The following is a 19,628-nucleotide window of genomic DNA, read 5'->3' as shown; positions in this document are numbered from 1 at the left end:
ATTGTTAATTTTTATACACATTTTCTACCAATATCTTTCTACCAATATTTAACTCCTAAAGGAGTAATCCGTAAGGGGGAATATTGGTTTTGCTACCAATATTTAACTCCTAAAGGAGTATATCGTAGAGGTTTAATATTGAATTTTTATACCAACGTTTAATTTCTAAAGAAATACCTCGGAGAGGTTTAATGTTGGTAGAAAAAAAAGTTTATAATAAAAAAAATGTCCCGTAGGGACTATACATTTACATAATGGCTGCAAATTGATTTTTTAATATTTTAATGTGAAATTAAATATTAAAAATGAACCTTTATAAAAACTCCTTTCAATTGAATTTGAAGGGAGTTTTTTGCTTTTTACAGCAACCGATTGCTTGTTTGCACTGTTTTTTAAAGAGTTATAAGTTTTGAGCCTAAAATATTGTTATTGAATACGGTAAAACGCTTATTCTTTTCCTTTACTTCATGTTTTGCGTGTTTTTTGAATTGTTTTTTTGTAATTCAATTTTGATTAAAATGACTTTATTTTTAAAAATAAATCGATTTTGAATTTTTATGTTTTTTTTAAGTTTTTGGAGTAAATGATTTATTATCTCTAACGTTTTCGTAACCGAGATTCGTTATTTTACGAAATTTTTAGTTTTTTATATTTATAAATACATATTGCATTTTTTTTGATTACTATTTTTTAATAATTCGAAAAAAAAATTAACGCAACCGATTGTGTGTTATTGTTTTTTATATATATTTGTTTGAATAAAGTACAACTCGCGAATTGATTTTTCTATTTTATAAAATAGCTTGTTGTTCACTAAATAAAAAAACTAACTAAACCATACTTATTAACTATTAAACCAATTATTTATGACTAACTTTTTAATTACTAAAAGCAAATCAAAATACTTTAAAAATTTGGGTTATCTGATCCTTATGCTGGTATTTTCTGCTGCGGTACATGCCCAGACAACTGTTTCAGGAACAGTTTCAGATAGTAACGGACCGATACCAGGAGTAAATATTATTGTAAAAGGAACAAATACCACCACTGCAACCAATTTCGACGGAACATTTACCATTAAATCTCCAAATGCAAACGGGATTTTGGTATTTAGTTTTATTGGCTACAAAACCAAAGAAGTTGCAATAAACGGCAAAATACAAGTTGATGCTGTTCTTGAAGAAGACTTAAACGACTTAAAAGAAGTTGTTGTAGTAGGTTACGGCACCATGAAAAGAGGAGATTTAACAGGTGCAGTTTCTACCGTAACAAGTGCTGCGGTAACACAATCTGTGGCAACCACTATAGATCAGGTTTTACAAGGGCGTGCTGCCGGAGTGCAAATTCAGTCAAACAGCGGTGCGCCGGGTGCAAGTTCGTCAATTCGTATTCGTGGTATCAGTTCATTAAACGGTTCGAATGAGCCCATTTTTGTAATCGACGGTGTTATTATCGACGGGTCAACAAGTTCTGTAAACACAAATCCGCTGGCAAATATTAATCCCGCCGATATTGTTTCTATGGATGTTTTAAAAGATGCTTCGGCAACGGCTATTTACGGTTCAAGAGCCGCAAATGGTGTGATTATGATTACAACGAAACGTGGAAAAAAAGGTGATCTTTCTTTAAATTTTGACAGTTATGTGGGTTGGCAGGAAATTCCTAAACACCTCGATTTGCTGAATCTTAGAGAATACGGAACATTAAAAAACACCCGTTCTGATCTTGGAATCGTACAGCGTGATAATACGTTTATTCGCCCTGATTTATTGGGTGAAGGAACTGATTGGCAAAAAGAATTATTTACTACGGCATTAATGCAGAGTTATAATTTATCAGCTTCCGGAGGTTCAGATACCACTACTTATGCAATGGGAATTGGGTATTTAGATCAGGAAGGTATTGCGATAGGATCTGGATTTGATCGTTTTAATCTTAGAGGTGTTGTCGATTCGCAGGTAAAAAGTTTTTTGAAAGTTGGAGTAAATTTTGCGCTTAGTCAAACCAATCAAAAAACAACGGTTACGGATGAGTCTTTAATTTTAACGGCTTTAAAGCAAACGCCAAACGTGGCTGTTCGTAATGCAGACGGTACTTTTGACGGACCGGATACGACAGAATTCGTTCAAAATAATCCGATTGGTTTAGCTTCTATCAAAGACAATCATAGTGAAAATTACGGCATGAGAGCCAATACGTATGCCGAAATTAGCTTTACAAAAGACCTTAAATTTAAAACACAATATTCGCTGGATTATGGTTTTGTAAACAATTACACGTTTAGCCCGTCTTATACTTTTGGTGCACTTGTAAATGATGTTAGAGAAGGTACAAGAACAAAATCAAACAGTAAATACTGGAACTGGAATAATGTTTTAACGTACAATAAAAACTTTGGCAAACATACTATTAACGCTATGCTTGGTGAAGAAATGCAGGAATCAAACTGGGAAAATCTTTATGGATACAGATCTGGATATTTAACAAACGGAGCAACAGATTTAAATGCCGGAGATGCTACAACGGCAAGAAACTCAAACGCAAGTAACACAAGCGCTATTAGTTCTTATTTTGGAAGATTGTTTTATTCGTTCAATGATAAATATTTACTGACTGCCACTTTAAGGAGAGACGGTTCTTCAAAATTTGCTGAAGATAATCGTTGGGGATGGTTTCCATCGGCGGCTTTGGCTTGGAAAATTTCTAATGAAAATTTCTTAAAAGACAATGCGGTTATCAACAACTTAAAATTGCGTTTAGGCTGGGGAGCAGTTGGTAATCAAAATGTACCAAACTATGCATATACATCAACTTACAATGCTTCTGCAACCAATTGGGGTACAGGTTTATTGGCAGCAAATACAGCAAATCAGGACTTGCAATGGGAAACTACATATTCTAGTAATGCAGGTTTAGACATTAGCCTTTTCAATAACAGAGTTGAACTTGTTGCTGATGTTTATTACAAAAAAACAAAGAATTTATTATTGGCATTACCGCTTCCGGCTTATGTAGGAACGACAGGGCAGGGTTCTACAACTGCACCGTGGGTAAACATTGGATCTCTTGAAAATAAAGGAGTTGAGTTTACCCTGAATACTTTAAACATGCAGAGAAACAATTTTACATGGAAATCTAATATTGTTTTCTCAATGAACAGAAGTAAAGTTTTAGGTCTTAACACAGAAACCGGAATTTTGAATAAATCAATTCAGCAAGGATCTGATGTTACGGTGGTTACGCGTACGGCAGTTGGTCAGCCAATTGGACAATTTTACGGATATAAAGTAATTGGACGTTTTGAAAAAGCAACAGATTTTTATTATAAAGACAAAGACGGAGCTATTAAACCAACGGCTTTACCGGAAGGAATGGCAATTGGCGAAAACGGTGTCTGGATTGGAGATTATATGTTTGACGACGTAAATAAAGATGGCGTTATCAACGAAAAAGACAGCGAATATATTGGTAATCCGGCGCCTGATTTTACGTTTGGAATTGGAAATAGTTTTTCATTTTATGGTTTTGATATCAATATTTTGTTAACCGGTTCGTACGGAAATGACGTTGTAAATTATCAAAGACGCTGGTTAGAAAATCCGCGTGAAAATACCAATTTATTAAAATCGTCATTAGGATATGCACAATTGGATTTAATAGATCCGAGTGGTCCAAATGATTATCGTAATGTTCAAATTGTTGGCGGAGATCCTTATATGCCTAGAATTGCGGCTTCGTCTGCATCATCTGCATCAAATTATCGTTTTAGCAATCGTTTTGTAGAAGACGGATCTTATGTGCGCGTAAAAAATATTTCGATTGGATATAATCTTCCAAAAAAATTATACTCAAAATATGGTATTTCAAACATAAAGATTTATTCAAATACCCAAAATATTTTAACATTCACCAAATATAAAGGTTACGATCCAGAGGTAGGATCTCTTAATCAGGACGCTCTTTTAACAGGTATTGATAATGGCCGTTACCCGTCGCCAATTATTACAACACTTGGATTAAATGTTAACTTCTAAAAAGTACGAACTATGAAAACAAAAAATATAATATACAAGGTTCTTATAATTGCATTACCATTTGTTTGGACTAGTTGTAGTGATCTTTTAGATGTTGAACCGGAAGATCAGATTACAAAAGAAAATTTTTATCAGTCTGAAGCTGATTTTCAAGCTGCTACAAGCCCTTTATACAATAAAGTCTGGTTTGATTTTAATGACAAATTCTATTACGGTTTAGGCGACGGACGTTCAGATAATTTGTACGCGCCTTATTCTGATTATGTTTATCCGTTCACCGATTTATCAGAAACAGGATTAACAGGACCATTGGTTTCTGCCTGGGGATCTTTGTATAATGTTGTACAGCAATCTAATAACGTTATAATTGGAATCAGCGACAGCAAAGTCAGCGAAAGCGTAAAAAGCAAATATATTGCCGAAGCCCGTTTTATGAGAGGAACTGCTTATTGGTATCTGGCTTCGTTATGGGGAGATGTCATTATTTCTACAGATCCGAGAGAATTGGTAAAAAATCCAATTGTGAGTAAAAATCCATTAAAAGATGTGTATGAATTTGCGATGCGTGATTTAGAATACGCAGCAAAATATCTTCCGGAAACGGCAGGTCAGGCGGGACGTTTAACAAAATACAGTGCTTTTGGAATGCTTTCCCGTGTTTATTTATCCTATTCAGGAATAAGCGATAATCCAAACAGCGGCACAAGAAGTCAGGAATATCTTGATTTAGCCAAAAAAGCAGCAGAAAAAGTAATTACATCAGGACCGTATTCTTTGATGACCAATTATGCTGATTTATTTATGGTTGATAATAACAATAATACAGAATCGATGTTTGCGCTGCAATGGGTTCCAAATGGCGATTATGGTGTTATAAATTCGCATCAGGCATATTTTGCATTAGGTTCTGATATTACAGGCGACGATGCCGCGTGGGGATATTGGACAAGAGCTTCTTACAATGTTTTACAAGAGTATGAATCTAAAGATGTACGCCGTAAAGCAACCTGGATGGGCGATGGCGATTTTTATCCAGAAATTAATAAAGCAAACGGAGGTTATACAGTAGATCATGCAAACGAATTTTTGAATGTAAAAAAAGGCGTTGTAGGTTCTACAAAAGACAATCCTAAAATTTCAAGAATGAATTCGGCTTTAAATACCTACATGCTGCGTTTAGGCGAAGTGTATTTAAATTATGCAGAAGCAGCTTTAGGAAACAATGCCACAACTGCTGATGCCCTTGCGATAGACGGAGTTAATAAACTGCGTATTCGTGCAGGACTTACGCCTAAAACGACACTTACTTATGCCGATATTATTCATGAACGACGCGTAGAGTTGTGTATGGAAGGACAATATTGGTACGATTTAGTTCGAAGAGCGTATTACAAACAGCAGGAAGTAATCAATTATATCACAGCTCAAAACAGAGGAACAATAGTGCCAATACTTTACGATTCGGCTACAAATGCAGTATCAGTAGATCCGGCAAGAAGCAACGATGCACGTTCAATTGGCGTAATCGATGCGACAATTTTTACCCTCCCTTATCCGGAATCTGAACTTGTTCAAAATCCTTTGTTAAGAGAAAGTGCTGTGCCTTATCAATTTACAGAGGAAAGAATTAAAGACTTATTCTAATATTATGAAAAATAATAATTTTAAAAGATTGATTAATATGAAGAAACATATTTTAAATAAAAAATATTGGGCGCCAATCGCATTTCTTGGAGCATTGTTTTTTACGATGATGTTTACATCTTGTGATAACAGTGATTCTAATGGCGGCACAATAACAATCAGTAAAGTATTTCTCGAAGATGTAAATTCATCAGTACCGGACAGAGAAGTTTCTTTTGTTCGGTTAGGACAAACAATCCGTATTGAAGGTTCAGGATTTACAGGTTTAAAAAGAGTGTATATAAACGGATATTCAACGTATTTTAATGTTGTTTTTGTATCAGATACTTCAATGCTGATTACAGTTTCGGGCGATACGCCTACAATTGAGGCAGATCCTGCACTTCGTAACACAATCCGTTTTGTAAATGATAACAGCGAAGTTGTATTTTCATTCCCGATACGATCTTCAAGTCCGGTAATTACCAATATTTCGAACACAATGCCAAATGCAGGTGAAACCATTACCGTTACAGGAACAGGTTTAACAGAAATCAGCAAAGTAGTTTTTCCGGGAAATGTTGAAACGACAACCGGAATTGTTTCAGATCCTGATGGTGAATTTTTTACCGTTGTGGTTCCAAACGGAGTTTCAGAAAACGGCGGATCTATATTTGTGCAGAGTTCAAATGGAGGCGCTTATTCTCCGGCATATTTTAACTTTAAAAAAGGATTGCTTCTTAATTTTGACGGACAAGGAACTCATGGTTATTGGAATACGACAACAATGCCAAGTATGATTGGTCCGGATGATTTACTATCAATAGCATCAGGAATTGGAAATATTTCCCAAGGAAAATATGTGCCGCATCATCCCGATCGTCTTCCTGCTTTTGCAGCAGAAAAAAACCGCTGTACCGAAGTCTGGACAGCAGGAAACGGAGTCGATAACTGGAGAACGCAACTAACGCCATATATTCCGGCAAGCACTTCATTGAGTAAAGTGGCACTTCAATTTGATATTTATGTTCCCGAAGAATGGAAAGATTCAGGATTCCTGAAAATATGTTTAATCAATAATTTTAACGGGGAGAATGGACAGGAACTTGTTACAACTATGTTCCGTGGCTTGTTGACGGAAAATCAGTAGCATTTAAAACTACAGGCTGGACAACCATTACAATTCCGTTAAATAAATTGTATGCGTACTCTAAAGAAGAATTTACATTCGAAACAGTTCTTGCGGCTCGTGAAGCGGCAGCATTTCAAAATTTTGGTATTTACTTCGAAAATTCAGTTGTAAAACTAAAAGATGTTTTAGGAAATACAAGCGAAGTCGAATTTCCTGCAAAAGCAACTTCAGTAAAAGTTTATACAGATAACTGGCGAATTGTATCCTTAGATACACCGGTTTATAATGATTTCTCTAACTAAAAAAACATCAAAATGAAATATAAATATATAATCCCTATAATCGTTTCATCGCTGCTGGCTTTTGCTTCATGTGATGATAATTTAATGGAATGGGAAAAAGATCCTGAACATGGTGCCGTTACCGGAGCTGAACTTCCGTTAGAATTAGTAGAAAAAATTAGCCGATACGAACCTTTAAAAACCTATACTGATTTTGTATTAGGAAACGGAATTGGCGTTGATATCTATATGAGCGACGAAGCTTACAGAAAAATTGTAAACGAAAATTTTGATGAAGTTACGCCAGGGTATGCCATGAAACACGGCGCAATGGTCAATTCAAAAGGAGAAATAAATTTTACAACAATCGATGCTTTTATTGCCAAAACAAAAGAAGCAGGTTTAAAAGTATTCGGGCATACTTTGGTTTGGCATTCCAATCAAAATGCGAGTTACTTAAACGGTCTAATTGCACCAACCGTAATTCCGGGTTCAAGCGGAACTAATATTTTGGATTTAACGCCAATAAAAAACGGAACTTTTACAGGCTGGACAAAATACAATTCAGGAAAAGGAATTACTGTAATTGATAATGCCGGATTAGCAACGGGTACAAAAGCCATTAAATTAGAAGCAAGCGCGACATCATCTGCGGCTTATAATTTGCAGTTAACAACGCCAAATGTGCCCATTGTAACAGGTCATAATTATGAAGTTTCCTTTTATATCAAATCAGATCAGGCGGGTAAAGGGCGTATTTCTTTTAATGCGTCATTAACAAATCAATATCCGTACAAAGACTGGCTAAATACAGGTTCAGCAACAGAAGCTTTTATAACAACATCAAGCTGGCAGCAAGTTAAAATTAAACTTGCTCCGGGCGATTTTGCAGCAGCAAGTACCAGTTTTCAGTTTAATATCGATTTGGGTTATTTGCCCAATGTCGCTTATCTTATTGATGCAAATACATTAGCGGTTGTAGATCTTGATGCGGCAGCCGGTGTTGTAAATTCACTTTCGAACGGAACTTTTAATTCAGGCATTACAGGCTGGACAAAAGCAAATGGAGATGCAAATGCATTAAGTCTTGCAAGTGCGCCAAACACTTACGAAGGAAGCGGCGCCATGAAAGTAGTTAATACCGTGAGCGATGCAGCAAATCAATGGAAAACGCAGATTAATTCTCTTTTTACTTCGACTTTAACATCAGGAAAAGAATATACAGTTTCGTATATGATCCGTTCTGAGGCAGCAGGTTCTGTAAGATGTTCCACAACGCCATCAACAAATGCGCATTATCAGGGAGACCAAACCACATCGACAACATGGAAATTGATAGAATGGAAATTTACCGGAAATGGTACTGAAACAGGTTTAAATTTTGATCTGGGCGGAACTGCAGGAACGTATTATATTGATAATGTAGTAGTAACTTCGGGAGCAACATCTGGCGGAGGAGCAACATCACCAATTACTATCGAAAAAACAGATGCCGAGAAAGCAACACTTATTGGCAATGCGATGCAGGATTGGATATCGAAAATGATGACACATTACAAAACCAGTGTTTTTGCCTGGGATGTTGTCAATGAACCAATGAAAGAAGACGGAACTTTAAGAACCGGAAATGAAGGCGATACGGCAACAGATTATTTTTCATGGATAAAATATTTAGGAAAAGATTATGCCGTAACCGCATTTAAACTCGCACGCCAAAACGGTAATACGACAGATAAATTATTTATAAATGATTATAATCTGGAATCAAGATTAGACAAATGTGACGGTTTAATTGATTACGTAAAATACATTGAAAGCAAAGGAGCAACAGTTGACGGAATTGGAACTCAAATGCATATTGGCTTAACAACCGATAAAGACAAAATTGCTCAGATGTTCCAAAAATTAGCCGCAAGCGGAAAATTAATCAAGATTTCAGAATTAGATGTACGATTAGGAACCAATGCGCCAACAGTGGCACAACAAGCTTCACAAGCCGAAATGTACCAATATGTAGTCGATATGTATAAAAAATATATTCCGGCAGCACAGCAATATGGCATTACATTATGGGGCGTTTCAGACAGTGTGAAAGAACATGTAAACTGGCTTCCTGATGAATCACCAAACCTTTGGGATGCAAATTACGTTCGTAAACATGCGTATAAAGGAACAGCCGACGGTCTTGCCGGAAAAGATGTTAGTAAAGACTTCTCGGGAGAGTTAAAACCATAGTTTATTACCCTGATTAATCCGTAGTATAAGTCCAAAGCAGTGGATGTATACTACGGATTTTTACATACAATAAACACAACCGATTGTGTTGTTATAATAAACTAAATCTTAATTGAATAAGAAAAGTAACAAAACCATACTATTAACTATTAAACCATTATTTTATGACTGACTTTTTAAGTACTAAAAGCAAATTAAAACTCCTACGATTTTTAGGATTTTTAACGTTACTGTTTGTGTTTTCCATAAGCGCAAATGCACAAACAACAGTAACAGGAATTGTATCTGATGCAAACGGACCAATTCCGGGTGCAAATGTGAACATTAAGGGTACAAAAACCGGAGTTGTTACCGGTTTTGATGGAAATTATACGATTACCAATGTTCCTTCAAACGGAGTGCTGGTTTTTAGTTTTCTGGGTTTATCGACCAAAGAAGTTTTGGCAGACGGAAAAAGTAAAATTGATGTCGTATTAGAAGAAAATTCAAATGCATTACAAGAAGTTGTAGTTATTGGATACGGTGCACAACGCAAAGAAGCTGTAACAGGATCTGTTGCCTCGATAAAAGGGGATGTAATACGCGAAGTACCTTCGGCAAACGTTACGCAAGCTTTGCAGGGACGTTTGGCGGGCGTGCAAATGACACAAACATCTACAAAACCGGGCGCGACCATGCAGGTTCGTATTCGTGGTACGCGATCTTTAACAGCAGGAAATGATCCGCTTATTGTCTTGGACGGAATTCCGTTTTCAGGAACATTGGCAGATATTAGTCCGGACGATATTAAAAGTATTGATATTTTAAAAGATGCATCAGCAACTGCCATTTATGGTTCCAGAGGTGCAAATGGTGTAATTCTGGTTTCGAGTAATAAAGGAACAAAAGGGCAAAAAGCACAAATTGCATATAATACCTACACAGGTTTTAAAGATGCCGTAAAATATCCCATGATGAACGGACCAAAATATGTTGAATTTCGTAAACTGGCGGGAAAAAATTTAGTGAATGGTGCAGATGAATCGAATGATGTAAATACAGACTGGCAGGATTTATTTTACAGAACCGGAATTGTAACAAGCCATGATGTGGCTGTTACGGGTGGAAGTGAAAGAGGAAATTACAATTTTGGCGTTAACTATTACAAAGATCAGGCGGTAATTCCGGGTTCAGAATACAATCGTTATTCGGTTCGTGCAGGTCTTGATCAGGAATTGGGTTTGCTGCGCATTGGCTTTGCCTCAAATAATAATTACAGCATTACTGATGGTGCAAGTTTAGGAATGTACGGCGTTTTGAGTATGTCGCCAATTGCAAATCCGTATAACGCAGATGGTTCTATAAAAAGAACCGTTAGAATGCCACAAGACGAAAACTGGGTTTACACACGAGAAACCATGAAAAATCTAGGCGATAAATGGGTTGACAGAAACAAGGCTTTTGCATCTTATAATTCTGCTTACGCCGAATTAAAAATTCCAGCCATTGACGGATTAAAAGCCAGAGTGAATATGGGAGGAAATATCCGTACGACTAATTCAGGAAATTATACCGGAATTGGCGTTTTCAATTCAAACGTTAATAATCCTAATGTGGCTTCGATAGGAAATTCGTTAAGCACCAGCTGGACCATTGAAAGTTTATTAACCTACGATCATACTTTTGCCGAAAAACATAAAGTAAGCGCGCTTGCCATGTATTCATCAGAACAAACGACTTACAATAGTTCCTTAATTTCAAGAAGAAATATTGCCGGAGACGGTTTTCAATATTTTAATTTAGGACAAACTTCAACAGGTGATAATAATGATATTACGATCGATAACAACAATCAAACCTATACACAAAGCGGATTAATGTCGTATATGGTTCGCGGAATGTATTCGTATGCAGATCGTTATATGTTAAGTGCCACTTACCGTTCTGACGCTTCATCAAGACTGGCGCCGTCGAATCAATGGCACAGTTATCCGGCAATATCAGCGGGATGGAATATTCAGAAAGAATCTTTTATGAAAAATGTTTCATGGCTTGATGCTTTAAAATTGCGTGTTGGTTACGGACAAACTTCAAATCAGTCTGTTGCGCCATACGCCACACTCGGAAATCTAAGTACAAGACCTTATAATTTTGGCGCTGCAAATGCCACCGGATATTATGTATCGACGTTGCCAAATCCTAATTTAGGCTGGGAATATTCTATTACAACAAATTATGGTTTGGATTTCTCAATGTTCAAAAACCGTTTATCGGGAACCGTAGAATATTATACAACAGACACAAAAGATCTTTTATTAAGCGTGAATTTACCGGTAACTTCCGGAGTAAACAGTTATGTCGGTAACGTTGGTTCGACACAAAACAAAGGTTGGGAACTTTCGTTAAACGGAGTGATTTTAGACAATTATGAAGGCTGGAGTTGGGATGTTGGAGCGAATATTTACAGCAATAAAAACAAATTGGTTTCATTAGCTTCAGGAACAACCGAAGATAAAACGAACTGGTGGTTTGTTGGTAAACCGCTGAACGTCATTTACGATTATAAAAAAGTGGGAATCTATCAAACAGATGCCGAAGCAAAATTATACGAAGGAGCTGCGGGAGTTGCCGGAATGGTTAAAGTTGAATATACCGGAGCACGTAACGCAGATGGAACGCCAACACGATTAATTGGTGCCGATGACAGACAGGTTTTAAACGCAGATCCTGATTTTCAGGGTGGTTTTAATACCAGAGTCGGCTACAAAGGATTTGATCTTACGATAGTAGGAATTTTTCAAAGCGGCGGTATTTTAAACAGTACACTTTATGGTTCAAACGGTTATCTAAATATCAATGACGGACGCAGAGGTCAAATTGATGTAGATTACTGGACACCAACAAATACAGATGCACAATTTCCGTTACCGGGAGGACCAACAGACAGTAATAACCCAAAATACGGTTCGACACTTGGTTATTTTGATGCTTCGTATGTAAAATTAAAAACAATTACGCTTGGTTATAATCTGCAAAAAGACTGGATAAAAACCGCCGGAATGGAAAGACTTCGACTTTATTGTACCGTTCAGAATCCGTGGGTAATATATTCACCTTACCACAAACAATCAGGCATGGATCCTGAAACCAATTCGTATGCAAATGACAGTGCCAATATGGCTGTGGCTTATGCTGCAAACCTGAGCCGATTACTTACTGTGGGATACAATACGCCGCAGTCTTTTAACATGATTTTAGGTCTTAACATAACATTCTAAAAACAGATAAAGATGAAAAATTATATAAAACTTAATAAATACATTGCTACAGCCGTACTTTCATTAGTGCTTTTAAGCTGTTCTAATGATATATTGGATGAAAAACCACGTGCTATTTTTACACCTGATTATTTTTCAACTCCCGAAGGTGTATTGGGCGGAGTAACCTCAATGTACGGGCACTTGCGTTATATGTATGGCAACGGTTATTTTTTAAACGTAGGTCAAATTGCTACAGATGAATCAACCTGGGGTCAGAGTTCAGATGGAAATGTCAAAAATCTGGATTTCTCAGGAGTTGGTGTAATCGATCCTTCAACAAGTAATACCGGAGTACTTTGGAATAATGCGTTTCCTAATATTAATACCGCAAGCGGCGTTATAGAAAATGCAACCAAGATAGGCAGTATTTCGCCGGCACTTATTGCAGAGGCAAGATTTTTTCGTGCTTTCGATTATTTCATGCTTGTGCAAACTTTTGGGGGTGTTCCGTTAGATCTTGGTGCGGGAGAATTAAAATTTAATTCATCAACATCCAGATTCTCTGCACGAAATACAGTTCCTGAAGTATACAGCAAAGCCATTTTTCCTGATTTAATAAAAGCGATCGAAGATTTGCCTGTTACCGGACGAGTTACCGGAGGATTGACAAAAACGACTGCCAGATTTTATTTGGCAAAAGCCTATTTAACTTATGGATGGTGGCTTCAAAATCCTAAAAATATACCAACTTATCCTGCATCAGACAGAAAAGATCTGGACGGACACGATCCTGCTTGGTATTTTCAACAAGCTTATGATGTTGCCGTAACAGCCATAAACGATCCGGGATCTTTTGGTTTACAGCCTACATTTTATGATGTAAATGTGGCAACAAAAGACCGTAATAAAGAAATATTATTATATGCAGATCACACCCAATCGAGTTCAACTTATAACGGTGGCGATTTGAGTTATAGCGGAGGAGGTTTTAGTACCGATTATTTTGCGGGATGGTTTGGTCAGTTTAATTATACAATTGTTAGAAGTTCTACAAGTAATACGAGTTGGGCAGCGGTAAGTTCTGTTCAGCGTGAAGCTGCGCAGCCTTTAGGACGTCCGTGGACAATGCTTGCACCGCCTATAGAAGTATTTAAAAAGACTTTTGCCGATAAAACAAACGATTCCCGTTACGACGGAACTTTTACAACTGCTTATCGTGGAAATTGGGCGAAAGGCGGAATGGCAAATCAGACTTTGTATAACGCAAATTATTTGCCAATTACAAATGGAGATGCCGTATTTACTTTTCTTGATTCAGATGTTGGTGGTGTTGATTACTCTAATGCCGTATTTAACAGTACAATTGGAGCGGGAGTATTGCCGGGAAGATCAGATTTTGTTATCGAGCCAAGTGTGATTTCAAGAATTTGTTATCCGGGTAACTGGAAACTTGGACCTTATCGTACCGATAACGGAACCGGTTTAGGATCTCCAAACGGAAGCAGCACACGCCCTTTTCCGATTGCTAAATTTTCTGAATTGTATTTTATTGCTGCCGAAGCTGCTGTAAAAGGCGCTACTATTCAGGGTGGTAAAAGTGCCAGAGATTTGATTAATGTAATTCGCGCGAGAGCCGGAAAATGGAGTTTTTATAACAAAGGAAATGTTGCTAAAGTGCAGGATAACAGCGTAGCAATGACAGCAGCAACTCCGGCAATTATTGATATTGATTATATTTTAGCAGAACGTTCACGCGAATATTTTGGTGAAGGGTATCGCTGGTACGATTTGGCGCGCACACAAAACTGGATAGAATATGGTGCATCTTTTACGATTGCGGGCGCAACAAACCCAAACGACTGGAAAGATCATTCTGTAAAAACATTTACACGTACTATTTCTGTTGCCAATTATCTTCGCCCAATTCCAACGTCGCAATTAGACGGAATGGAAATGTCGGCGGCAGATAAATTAAATTATCAAAATCCTGGTTACTAAAGTTTAAGTTAGTCTGGGCGTTTTAATTTTAAACACATAGAAACATAGCCAATAGAACCGTGAAAAGGCGTTTCACTTATTTAAAATCACATAGCTATGTGTGAGAAACTTGTTTCTTTTTGTATTCTTTTAAATAGAAAAAAGTCTATGTTTCTATGTGTTAAAATAAGTACGCTTTGAACTTTGTCGGTATTAAAATAAAACTTTTAATAATGATCAATTCCATAAAAAATATCGTTTTTATAATTGTGTTCTTTGTAATGCAATTCGGCTATAGCCAAAATAAAACACCCAATCTTCAAAAAAAAGGAGATAAAACACAATTGATCGTAAACGGAAAACCTTTTATAATTCTGGGCGGAGAGTTGGGAAATTCTTCGGCTACGAGTATGGAAAGCATGGAACCGATCTGGACGAAATTGAAAGATATGAACCTCAACACGGTTTTAACACCCATTTATTGGGAATTGATCGAGAAGGAGGAAGGTAAATTTGATTTTTCGCTTGTCGATAATTTAATTGTGAGAGCGAGAAAAGAAAACCTGAAACTGGTTTTTCTTTGGTTTGGATCCTGGAAAAACAGTATGTCAAGTCACGCGCCGGAATGGGTAAAATTGAACCAGAAAAAATTTCCAAGAGTTAAAGATGATCAAAATAAAAGTCATGAAATCCTGACGCCTTTTAGCGAAAATAATGTGCAGGCAGATTTAAATGCATTTCAAAAACTGATGTCGCACATTAAGGATTTTGATAAAAATGAGCAGACGGTAATCATGATTCAGGTCGAAAATGAAATTGGAATGTTACCAACTGCAAGAGATTATAATCCGTTGGCAAATGAAGAATTTAAGAAAGATGTTCCAGCAGAATTGCTAAAATACATGCAAAAAAACAAAGAAAATTTAGTTCCCGAATTTTTAGAACTATGGAAAAAAAATGGTTTTAAAACATCCGGAAACTGGGAACAGGTTTTTGGAAAAGGGCTTTCTACAGATGAAATTTTCATGGCTTGGTTTTTTGCGAAATTCACCAATAAAGTTGCTAAAGCGGGAAAAGAAAGTTATAACATTCCGATGTTTGTAAATGCAGCTTTAAATGCGCCCGAAAAGAAACCGGGACAATATCCAAGCGCCGGACCGTTACCGCATTTAATGGATATTTGGCAGGCGGCGGCAACTTCTGTAGATTTTCTTTCGCCTGATTTTTATAATCCAAATTTTAAACACTGGAATGATTTATTTATTCGTCAGGGAAATTCGTTGTTTATTCCGGAGCATAAATTTGACGCTACGGCTCCGTTTAAAGGTTTATATGCGATAGGACATTATGAAGCTATAGGTTTTTCGCCTTTTTCTATTGAATCTGTTGCGGATGGAAAAAAAGAAACTTTGGGCAAAATATATAATTTGATTAATCAATTAATGCCTGTTATTGAAGCAAATAAAGGTTTGCATAAAATTGACGGCGTTTTATTAGATAAAGAAAATCAGTTGCAAATCATTAAATTAGGCAATTATGAATTTACGTTTAAACACGATTATACCTTAAATTGGTCCGATGGTGCAAAACAGGAAATCTGGCCAATGACAAGTGCGATAATTATTGAAATTACACCGGATGAGTTTTATATCGCCGGTTCAGGAATTGTGGTTACTTTTAAATCTTTGAAAGATAAAAATTTAAATGCCGGAATTTTAAAAGTCGATCAGGGTAATTTTGAAAATAATGTCTGGAAAACTTTCAGGCATTTTAATGGTGATCAAACCCATCAGGGAAGACATGTTCGAATTGCGGTTGATGATTTTGAGATTCAAAAAGTGAAGTTGTATAGTTATGAGTAATTTAGTTTGCCACAGATTAAAGGATTAAAAAGATTAGAACGTCTGCTATATTAAACCAGACAGGTTTTAAAACCTGTCTGGTTTGACAATCCAGATGAAATGTTTGCCACAGATTAAAGGATTAAAAAGATTAAAAAAATCTATTAAATCTGTGCAATCTGTGGCAAAAAAAATAAAAATATTGCCACAGATTAAAGGATTAAAAAGATTAAAAAAAATCTATTAAATCTGTGCAATCTGTGGCAAAAAAAATAAAAATAATAATATTGCCACAGATTAAAGGATTAAAATGATTAGAAAAAATCTATTAAATCTGTACAATCTGTGGCAAAAAAAATAGAGAAAATTCATGTCATTCGTGACGAAAAAACATAAAAGATATCAAATGAAAAAAATAATATTGCTAATAATATTCCTTTTCAGCATCGGAGTAAATTCCCAAATAAAATTACCACGTTTAATAAGCGACGGAATGATTTTGCAACGCGATGTTCCTGTCAAAATTTGGGGTTGGGCTTCGCCAAAAGAAAATATTCAGCTTGATTTTAATCGTAAAACATATAAAACGACAGCTTCCGAAGACGGAAAATGGACGATTAATTTGCCATCGCAAAAAGCGGGCGGACCTTATGAAATGACTTTTAAAGCAAGTAATTCTGTTACTTTAAAAAATATTCTGTTTGGTGATGTGTGGATTTGTGGCGGACAATCGAATATGGAATTGCCAATGGAACGCTTAAAGGATAAATACAAAGATATTGTCGCTAAAGCGGAGAATCCGAATATCAGGCAATTTTTAGTACCGGATCAATATGATTTTGAAAAGGAAAATGTTGATTTGCCTTCGGGAGAATGGGTTGCGGTAACGCCAACAAATATCTTGCAATTTTCGGGTGTTGGTTATTTTTTTGCGAATGAAATTTATGAGAAATATAAAATTCCGATTGGATTAATAAACACGGCTTTGGGCGGTTCTCCGGCAGAATCGTGGATAAGCGCTGCCAGTATTAAAAAGTTTCCTGAATATGATTTGGAATACCAGAAATTTCGAAATAAAAATATTATTACTGAAATCGAAACAAACGATAAAAAAGTAAATAACGATTGGTATCAATTAGTCAATAAAACAGATGAAGGTTTAAAAAGTAATTGGAAAAACGCAGATCTGAATGTTGCTGATTGGAAAGAAATGAATATTCCGGGTTATTGGGCTGATGGCGAATTGGGAAATATAAACGGAGTGGTTTGGTTTAGAAAAGAATTTGTTTTGGACAAGGTAAAAGATAAGAACGCAAAATTAATTTTAGGACGAATTGTAGATGCTGATTCTGTTTACGTAAACGGGCAATTTGTGGGAACGACTTCGTATATGTATCCGCCAAGAAAGTATTCGTTTAATGCCAATATTTTGAAAGAAGGCAAAAATGAAATTGCTGTTCGCGTTATCAATAATTCGGGCAGGGGAGGTTTTGTTATTGATAAACCGTATGAATTGGTTATAGGGAATGATACTATTAATTTGCAGGGTTTGTGGAAGTATAAACTGGGAGCAAAAATGCTTCCGTTGCCGTCTCAAACTTTTATAAGATGGAAACCTGTTGGATTATATAATGCCATGATTGCACCTTTGAAAAATTATTCGGTTAAGGGAATTCTTTGGTATCAGGGAGAATCGAGTACCAAGAAACCATCAGAATATCTGGCTTTGATGGAAACCGTAATATCAGATTGGAGATCGCAATGGCAAGATAATAATCTGCCGTTTTTATTTGTTCAGCTTACTAATTTTATGGATCCCAAAACAGAACCTGCAGAAAGTAATTGGGCGGCGCTAAGGCAGCAGCAAAAAAACACTTTGACGGTTCCAAATACAGGAATGGCGGTTACGATCGATTTGGGTGAATGGAATGATATTCATCCTTTAAACAAATATGATGTTGGAAAACGACTTTCGTTATTGGCTAGAAAAATAGTGTATGGCGAAAAGAATTTGGTTGCTTCGGGACCACTTTTTAAAGCAATGCAGTTAAAGGAAAACAAACTCATTTTAAGTTTTACAGATATTGGTTCAGGTTTAAAAACGAAAGATAATACGCCGTTAAAAGGATTTTCTATTGCAGGAAATGATGGTAAATTTGTTTGGGCAAATGCAGTTATTGAAGGAGATAAAATTGTTGTTTTTAGCGATTCGGTTTTAAATCCTTATAAAGTAAGATATGCTTGGGCAGATAATCCGGTTGATGCAAATTTATACAATAAAGAAAATTTGCCGGCTTCGCCTTTTGAGTCTGATTTGTCTTTAGAAAATAAACTTTAAAATACAGAAAAAAATAAAGCCGGTTTCCCCCCAGAAACCGGCTTTATTGAAAAATAAATTACAATTAACGCAAGGCAAATCGTAATTTAAGACCATACGAAATTAATCGTACATCGTTTGCGAATGGAGTTTCCAGTACGCTGTTATATTTAAATTGCACAGGCAATTCGGCATTGTATTGAACCAGATTTTTATCGTTGTTTTTATCATAGATATTATTTAATCCATAATCTAAATACACACCAATATAAAGAGAACTTCTGTCTCCGATTTTTTGTTTTAAACCGGTTTCAAATGTCGCAGAATACGATACATCGGTATCAATATCCTGTTTGTCTGTTTTAATATTATCTGTGCTTGCAAATCCGGCAAACGCAGGGCTGAATAATTCAACATTATATTGTGGATAATAACCGCTTGTAGTAAGATTTTGCATTTTGGTTTCGTACGTTCCGCTTGCTGCAAATCCTATTTTAACACCTCCGGCAACATATAATTGTGATGTTCCTGGTGTTTCAAACTGAATTTGGATTGGAACATTTATGTAACCCAATTTTTGTTCTTCTCTTACGTTTGTGGCTCTGTATCTAAACTGAAAATTTTCATCTTCGGCATCTGTCGTCATATATTGTCCTGCCAGATATCCAAATTTCCCATCAGATTTATAGGTTTGATATTCAACGCCAACACCAACGCTTAAACCTTCGTTTAGGTAATAAGAATAACGGATTCCGGCATTAAAACCATTTCCGGGCTGTACTTCGCCAACTGAATTGTAATTGATAAATGAAAACGGACCGCCAACTGATATCGATATTTCCTGTTTTTTATCCTGAGCATAACTATTGAGGCATATTATTATAATTGCCGCAATAGTTGCTAATGATTTTATAGGATTGCTTATATATTTTTTCATCTTAAAGTTATA

General features: G+C 36.2%; 9 protein-coding genes and 1 pseudogene. 9 read left to right on the top strand and 1 reads right to left on the bottom strand.

Going from position 1 to position 19,628, the window contains the following annotated elements:
• The first annotated feature begins 866 nt into the window (after window positions 1-866).
• The 9 genes and pseudogenes from OLM54_RS07185 (at window position 867) to OLM54_RS07145 (ending at window position 18,700) form a co-directional block, all read left to right on the top strand.
• Entirely contained in the window at window positions 867-4,034 is a 3,168-nt protein-coding gene (locus OLM54_RS07185; RefSeq protein ID WP_264537910.1) for a SusC/RagA family TonB-linked outer membrane protein, read from the top strand.
• Between the two features lie 12 nt (window positions 4,035-4,046).
• Window positions 4,047-5,678 (top strand): RagB/SusD family nutrient uptake outer membrane protein, encoded by a 1,632-nt coding sequence (locus tag OLM54_RS07180; protein ID WP_264537909.1) that lies wholly within the window; start codon window positions 4,047-4,049, stop codon window positions 5,676-5,678.
• Window positions 5,679-5,715: 37 nt separating this feature from the next.
• Complete coding sequence (locus OLM54_RS07175; RefSeq protein ID WP_264537908.1) at window positions 5,716-6,807, top strand: glycan-binding surface protein; 1,092 nt, start codon at window positions 5,716-5,718, stop codon at window positions 6,805-6,807.
• A 14-nt stretch (window positions 6,808-6,821) separates the two neighbouring features.
• Window positions 6,822-7,091 (top strand): annotated as a pseudogene (locus OLM54_RS21715) (glycan-binding surface protein); the annotation flags it as partial.
• 12 nt (window positions 7,092-7,103) lie between these two features.
• A complete protein-coding gene (locus OLM54_RS07165; RefSeq protein WP_264537907.1) occupies window positions 7,104-9,305 on the top strand; it encodes an endo-1,4-beta-xylanase in 2,202 nt (733 codons plus the stop codon).
• Window positions 9,306-9,469: 164 nt separating this feature from the next.
• The gene (locus OLM54_RS07160) at window positions 9,470-12,562 is read left to right on the top strand and encodes a SusC/RagA family TonB-linked outer membrane protein (RefSeq protein WP_264537906.1); all 3,093 of its coding nucleotides are present in this window, start codon (window positions 9,470-9,472) and stop codon (window positions 12,560-12,562) included.
• 12 nt (window positions 12,563-12,574) lie between these two features.
• Window positions 12,575-14,542, top strand: a complete 1,968-nt coding sequence (locus OLM54_RS07155) for a RagB/SusD family nutrient uptake outer membrane protein (RefSeq protein WP_264537905.1) — start codon at window positions 12,575-12,577, stop codon at window positions 14,540-14,542.
• Window positions 14,543-14,754: 212 nt separating this feature from the next.
• Entirely contained in the window at window positions 14,755-16,383 is a 1,629-nt protein-coding gene (locus OLM54_RS07150) for a DUF5597 domain-containing protein (RefSeq protein ID WP_264537904.1), read from the top strand.
• 385 nt (window positions 16,384-16,768) lie between these two features.
• Window positions 16,769-18,700 carry a sialate O-acetylesterase gene (locus tag OLM54_RS07145; RefSeq protein WP_264537903.1) on the top strand — a complete coding sequence of 644 codons (1,932 nt, stop codon included), beginning with the start codon at window positions 16,769-16,771 and terminating at the stop codon, window positions 18,698-18,700.
• Window positions 18,701-18,764: 64 nt separating this feature from the next.
• On the opposite strand, the gene OLM54_RS07140 is transcribed toward OLM54_RS07145, so the two are convergent.
• Window positions 18,765-19,616 (bottom strand): PorT family protein, encoded by an 852-nt coding sequence (locus OLM54_RS07140; RefSeq protein ID WP_264537902.1) that lies wholly within the window; start codon window positions 19,614-19,616, stop codon window positions 18,765-18,767.
• Window positions 19,617-19,628 lie beyond the last annotated feature (12 nt).

This window comes from Flavobacterium sp. N1736 (genome assembly GCF_025947065.1).
Taxonomy (GTDB): Bacteria; Bacteroidota; Bacteroidia; order Flavobacteriales; family Flavobacteriaceae; genus Flavobacterium.
The sequence above is the reverse complement of the archived record's forward strand: the minus strand, read 5'-3'. Positions and strand labels throughout refer to the sequence as shown.

Excerpts from the sequence above, each read along its gene's own strand:
- OLM54_RS07185 (WP_264537910.1), top strand. The coding sequence starts at position 867 with ATGACTAACTTTTTAATTACTAAAAGCAAATCAAAATACTTTAAAAAT.
- OLM54_RS07180 (WP_264537909.1), top strand. The coding sequence starts at position 4,047 with ATGAAAACAAAAAATATAATATACAAGGTTCTTATAATTGCATTACCA.
- OLM54_RS07175 (WP_264537908.1), top strand. The coding sequence starts at position 5,716 with ATGAAGAAACATATTTTAAATAAAAAATATTGGGCGCCAATCGCATTT.
- OLM54_RS07165 (WP_264537907.1), top strand. The coding sequence starts at position 7,104 with ATGAAATATAAATATATAATCCCTATAATCGTTTCATCGCTGCTGGCT.
- OLM54_RS07160 (WP_264537906.1), top strand. The coding sequence starts at position 9,470 with ATGACTGACTTTTTAAGTACTAAAAGCAAATTAAAACTCCTACGATTT.
- OLM54_RS07155 (WP_264537905.1), top strand. The coding sequence starts at position 12,575 with ATGAAAAATTATATAAAACTTAATAAATACATTGCTACAGCCGTACTT.
- OLM54_RS07150 (WP_264537904.1), top strand. The coding sequence starts at position 14,755 with ATGATCAATTCCATAAAAAATATCGTTTTTATAATTGTGTTCTTTGTA.
- OLM54_RS07145 (WP_264537903.1), top strand. The coding sequence starts at position 16,769 with ATGAAAAAAATAATATTGCTAATAATATTCCTTTTCAGCATCGGAGTA.
- OLM54_RS07140 (WP_264537902.1), bottom strand. The coding sequence starts at position 19,616 with ATGAAAAAATATATAAGCAATCCTATAAAATCATTAGCAACTATTGCG.